The sequence below is a fragment of the Streptomyces sp. MnatMP-M17 genome, from assembly GCF_900091995.1.
Taxonomy (GTDB): domain Bacteria; phylum Actinomycetota; class Actinomycetes; order Streptomycetales; family Streptomycetaceae; genus Streptomyces.
In genome coordinates, this window is the sequence record NZ_FMDK01000927.1 from 1 (window position 1) to 5,469 (window position 5,469).

The following is a 5,469-nucleotide window of genomic DNA, read 5'->3' on the forward strand; positions in this document are numbered from 1 at the left end:
CCGGCTCATCTACCAGTCGCGCCTCCAGGCCCGGTTCGGCCGCAACTGGCGCCGCAAGGCCCCCATCGAGGCGCTGATGCCGCTACGGCTCGCCAAGTACGGCGTACCCCTTGCCCCTACCACTGTGGAACAGACGGCCAGCCCCACACCTCCAGGAACCGCGACGCCCTCTGGCACTCAAACGCTGCCGTGGGCCACGGCCGCTGGCCAGGACATCGAGACGGCGCCTGCAAGGCACTCCGATGACGTGCCTGATCCGCCGCCGAGCTCGGCGGCGCACCCTTCGCCCCGGCCTTTGGCCGGGCAGAACCAAACACGCGGCGAACGTGGGCAGCGGACGATCCGGCAACGGCCGGTGGGCGAGGACGCTCAGCGACACCGCCAGGCGATCGCGGCGGCCGCATCCAACGCCGCAGCAGTTCGGTACGCCATCAACACGCTGAGCAGCACCCACACCGCGACCGTTGTCGGCTGGCTCGCGGAGCACGGCCGCAAGGTGAACCGCGGGCAGGCTCACCGGATCACGGAGAAGGAAGCAGAGCGGCGGGACGCAGCACGCCAGCACAATGACCTGCCCGGCGCAGGGCTCGGACACGACCGAGACGAAGACGGACGAACACCGCGCCACATCGTCGACGGTCGCGCACAGTCGGAGCGGCCCACCGACCCCCGGAGAGCGTAGTTGCCAGCGGGTCCCAGCCGCACGCCGGTCGAGGCGGAACGGCTGCGGCAAGACTTCAGCGACACCGAAGTAGTCCAGCGCCAGCAGAAGCTGTTGCACTTCCAGCGACTCGAATCCTTGAAGCCGCCCCGTCGACACCATGAATTGCAGACCTGGCCGGTGCCCCTGGTCAGCTCGCCACGTGAAACCCCGGATCATCCTGGACGACAGCACTGGCACCGAGGCCATGTCACGAACAGGCCAGGTCACCTTGCCCTCCCCAACCCGCCACGTCACTGTCCATCGACGCGGCCACCCGCCGTCCGTAGCCAGCCTCGACTCGAACTCGGCAAGTCGGACGTACGGCGTGAGCAGATCACCGAGTACGCATGAGTTGGAACGGATCAAGACAGACGTTGTACGGAGCACCCATCCAGGGCAGCACGACTTCCCCTGCAGCCAGCACGGGCCACGGCAGTTGTTCGTAACTCTGCGTAAGTTGATCGATCCTGGGTGTCGGCTCGCCAACTACAGCGAACATCCGCCAACAATCGCGAACGGTCACATGACCCAGCGGGCGCGCCGCGGGCGCCGAACTTTATCCACAGGCAGGCGCTTCTACCGTCCGAGGTGATCGCCCGACCGCCTTGCGGCGAGGGCTGGTGAGTGCGCAGCGGAAGGGACGGTGGTCATGGCGCGCACCGAGATGGACCGGCAGATCGAGGAGGGAGTGGAGCAGGCTGCGGTGTTCGTCGGCCGGTTCGTCAGCGGCGCCCCGATGGGGGAGCAGCCGCGGGCGCCGGGTGGGATCCCGCGGGGTGTCCACGCTCTGCTCCGTCTGGCCGTCGTGGCGTGGGCGGGCTGGGGTGCCTGGATGTGGTGGGGGCTGCACGAGCACCAGCGGGTGGTCGGCGCCGCTGTGATCACCGCGTGTGTGGCCGCCCCGCTCGCGGTGATCCTCACGCTGCGAGGCAGGACGCGGCGCCGGCACATGCGCAGCCTGGTCCTGCCGATGGCGCTGGCGATGAAGGACATGCTCCCGGCCTGGGACGACCACCAGCGGCTGCGCGCGCTGACCATCCCGCTGGACCGCTCGTTCGTGAAGATCCGGCTGCCCGACGGCTGGCACGGCCAGGACGGACACAAGGACATGCTGCGCGAGCTGGTCCAGGACCGGATGGGCGGACGGTGGTCGGGGGAGTGGAACCTGAAGTCCTATCCCTTCAGCGTCGTGTTCACCCCGCAGAAGCCGCGCCCGAAGCTGGAGCCGCCGGAGACGGTCGACTTCTTCGACACCGCGGTGCAGCAGGCCATCGCGCAGTGCAAGCCGGGCCAACTCGTCCTGGGCATCGACGAGCGGCACAAGCCGGTGTTCAAGTCGATGACCGGTGAGACCGCGATGTGGGCGCTGAGCGTGGGCTCCGGCGGCGGCAAGAGCTCGTTCCTCCAGATGATCATCACCCAGCTCGTCGGGCAGGGCGCGACCGTGGTGGGCATCGACGTGAAGATGGCGTCGATCATCTGCTTCGAGGGTGTCCCCGGCGTGCACCTGTACACCGACCCGGGCAACGTCGGCGACATGCGGTCCGCGATCAAGTGGGTCGCGCGTGAGGTCGAGGCACGGAACTACGTCAAGAAGAAGGACCCGGGAAAGAACTTCGACCGCCTGACCCTGATCCTGGAAGAGGGCAACGAATTCGGTGACGCGTCGAAAGCGTACTGGAATGACACCAAAGAGAAGGGCGACCCCGCCAGCGACCCCATCTGGGGCGACATCGCCTCGGTCATGCGCATGGGCCGCCACGTCAATGTGACCATCATCGGCGTTTTCCAGGACCTGCGCGAAGCGGCAGTGGGAAGCCGGGGACTGCGCAATATGTTCCGCCTCATTCTGATGGGAAACTACAACGCCAATCAGTGGAAAATGATCGTCAATACGACTCCCGTTCCGGAGAGCATCGACCGGGCCGGCCGCATGATGATCATCGAGGGCAACCGGCGGATATGGATCCAGGTCCCCTACGCCGACCCGGACGCCTTCCGCGAGCACAGCCTCAAGCTGCGCCGGGAGCGCGGGTACAGCACCGAGGACCTGTACGGCACGCCGCCCTCGGCGAGCCCGCAGCGGCTGCCGTCGCTGCTGCAGGAGTCGACGCCGCTGCTGACCAAGGAGGCGGCCCCCGCGCTGGAGGCCGCGGACTTCGGGGACGGCGGGGGAGTGGTCACCCTGGTTAAGGACGAGGAAGCAGAGCCGGGGGACACGGAGTTCGACGAGGACCTGGACGAACTCGCCGATAACGAGTACGAGGGGGAGCCGGCGGCGGAGCTGCTGGCGCTGGCGGAGATCTCCCGGCGCCTGGCCGAGGAGGGCATCGAGGTGAGCGCGGAGCTGATGCGCCAGCACAAGCGGCGGCGCGCCGACTTCCCCGCCGGCGAGGCCGTCGACGGGAAGGACCTGTTCACCTACGAGGCGGTCGCCGGCTACTACCGGCCGGACACCGCCGACTGACCCCCTGCGGCAGCGGACCGCACCCCAGAAGTGGCCACGGGCTTGCCCGTGGCCACTTCTTTGCGTCCCGCCCCATGCCGGTCCGGCCGGAGTTCGCCGGACTTTATCCACAGGGGAGCGCTTCTAGATTTCTGGATGTGATCTTCCCCGTGCGGGTGGCGCGCTGAATGGGCGTGCCCGGGCGGCGGAGGCGGATATCGAGAATGCGGCCGAGGAGTCGGGATGAGTACGTTGCGGAAGATGCTGAATCTTCCCGAGAAGCAGCCCGGGGGCGGTGAAGAGGAAAAGACCGACGCAGGGGACGAGAGGGAATTCGGCAGCGGCTCGGAGGAGTCCGGGCGCCGCCCCGCGCCGCGGGCCGGGCTCGGCTGGGCCGAGGAGGAGGAGACCTCCGGGCGCTCCTTCGCCCGGCGCGCCGGCCGGGTGGCGATCTGGTGTGTCATCGCCCTGGCGACGCTCACCGGCGTGCGCACCTGGGTGTTCCCGGCGAAGACGCCGCCGCCGGTGATCCAGGCCGATCCGCAGGCCGAGGCCCGCAAGAACGACGTGCCGGTGGAGGCGGCCCAGCAGATCGCCGCCCGGTTCGCGCGCAGCTACATGAACCTCAACTCGGCCGACAAGGACGCGCGGACCAAGGAGCTGGAGGCGGACCTCGCCAAGGGGATCGACCCCAAGCTCGGCTGGGACGGCTCGGGCATGCAGCTGGTCGCCCAGACCATCCCGGGCGCGGTCACGCAGACCGGCGCGCACCGCGCCCGGGTCTCGGTCGACGTGCGCGTCAGCGTGACCACCACGGTCAAGGGCAAGGCGGCGACGACATCGGGCTGGAGGGCCCTGGAAGTGCCGGTCGCGCAGGTCGGCGACCGGGTGGTCGTCACCGGGCAGCCCGCCCTGGTGGGCCTGCCGGGCGCCGTCTCCTACAACGCCCCCCAGGGGCCCGAGGCGGACTCAAGCCTGTCGAACGCCACCCGCGAGGTCGTCAAGGACTTCCTCACCGCCTGGGCGGCCGGCGACGCGGACCAGGCCTCCGCCCCGGGCGCCGACATCGAGCCCCTGGGCTCGGGCATGTCGCTGGACGCGCTCGACTCCTGGGTCGTCGACGCGGGCGCTGGCGACCGCCGCACCGGAACCGCGGTCGTGCGCTGGGCCCTGGCCGGCGCGCAGCTCCAGCAGACCTACCAGATCACCATCACCAAGGTTTCTGCCGGCGGCGCGAGCCGCTGGCAGGTCGACGCGGTCAGCGCGAAGACCGCGTAAGGCCGCAGCCGCATCCGGCCGGCCTCTCGCGGGCCCTCGACCGGCACCCACCCAACCCCTTTTTCGCACTACCTCGATAGGAGTCGATCCGCCATGTCCGATAACGGGCTTGTGAGTTGGATTCTCACGGTCGTCGGGTCCCTGTTCGCGGCCGTCCTGGCCGTACGCGGATTCGGCCACTGGATGAAGAAAGAGTGGGGTGCGCTGATCACGCACATCGTCGGCGGCGCCGTCGTCGCCGTCATGATCTTCACCCCGAACCAGGCCGTGACGATCCTGAAGTTCATCGGCGCCAAGATCACGACCGTCTTCACCGGCTGAGGCGGCCGGCGATGCGCACCTCCCACACGTACTCCCGCCACTGGGACATCGAGACCCGCCAGCACGAGCTGCTCGGCCTCGACCTGGGGGAGGGGCTGCCCCGCACCACGCTGAAGTACGGGGCGGTCGTCTTCCCCCTCTGGTGGGGGATCTGGCTGCTGCTGATCGGCTTCCCCCCGCAGCCGGCCATCCCGCTGTTCCTCCTTCCGCCGCTCGGCCTGACCTACTTCGGGGCGAAACGTTCCACCGCCTACTGGCGGCGCACGAACCTCCTGATGTGGGGGGTGCGGCTGAACTTCCTCCACCACGGAGTCAAGCCCGTCATCGGCCGCGGCCGCATCCCCGCCCCCAAGGGCGGCCTGCGGCTGCGTGCCCAGCGCCTGGGCGAACGGGCCCCGCAGCTCACGGAGATGCCGGCCTTCGGGCCGCTGTTCACCACCGACGCCGACTCCCCCGACGCCGCCGAGTCCTTCGGCCGGCCCGCCCACGTGCGCCCCCGCCTGCGCATGTACGGGCCGGACGCCGTCGCCAAGGCCCGCGCCAAGACCGCGAAGAAGCAGCGCCGCACCGCACGGAGCGCCCCGAGGAGCACCGAGAAATGAGCACCTCCCAGACCTCCATCCCCCTGACCGCCCTGCGCAGTTCGGTCCGCCTGGCCGACCGGTACACCCTGGCCGCGCTCGACGCCGCCGCCGACACACCGCTGCTCGGCCTCGCCGAC

4 protein-coding genes and 1 pseudogene are annotated in these 5,469 nt (G+C 69.6%); all 5 read left to right on the forward strand.

The annotated features are described in order from the left end of the window. Window positions 1–682, forward strand: a pseudogene (locus tag GA0115259_RS41330) (hypothetical protein); the annotation flags it as partial. A gap of 670 nt (window positions 683–1,352) precedes the next feature. Further along, on the forward strand, window positions 1,353–3,170 hold the full coding sequence (locus GA0115259_RS33515) for a hypothetical protein (RefSeq protein WP_093603909.1): 1,818 nt from the start codon (window positions 1,353–1,355) through the stop codon (window positions 3,168–3,170). 222 nt (window positions 3,171–3,392) lie between these two features. Next, window positions 3,393–4,427, forward strand: a complete 1,035-nt coding sequence (locus GA0115259_RS33520; RefSeq protein WP_093603911.1) for a conjugal transfer protein — start codon at window positions 3,393–3,395, stop codon at window positions 4,425–4,427. 93 nt (window positions 4,428–4,520) lie between these two features. Then, complete coding sequence (locus GA0115259_RS33525; RefSeq protein WP_037905298.1) at window positions 4,521–4,748, forward strand: hypothetical protein; 228 nt, start codon at window positions 4,521–4,523, stop codon at window positions 4,746–4,748. Between the two features lie 11 nt (window positions 4,749–4,759). After that, window positions 4,760–5,350, forward strand: coding sequence for a hypothetical protein (locus GA0115259_RS33530; RefSeq protein ID WP_093603913.1), 591 nt, complete (start codon window positions 4,760–4,762; stop codon window positions 5,348–5,350). Window positions 5,351–5,469 lie beyond the last annotated feature (119 nt).

Bases quoted from the DNA above. Each gene is read 5' to 3' on its own strand.
- GA0115259_RS33515 (WP_093603909.1), top strand. From the start codon at position 1,353: ATGGCGCGCACCGAGATGGACCGGCAGATCGAGGAGGGAGTGGAGCAG.
- GA0115259_RS33520 (WP_093603911.1), top strand. From the start codon at position 3,393: ATGAGTACGTTGCGGAAGATGCTGAATCTTCCCGAGAAGCAGCCCGGG.
- GA0115259_RS33525 (WP_037905298.1), top strand. From the start codon at position 4,521: ATGTCCGATAACGGGCTTGTGAGTTGGATTCTCACGGTCGTCGGGTCC.
- GA0115259_RS33530 (WP_093603913.1), top strand. From the start codon at position 4,760: ATGCGCACCTCCCACACGTACTCCCGCCACTGGGACATCGAGACCCGC.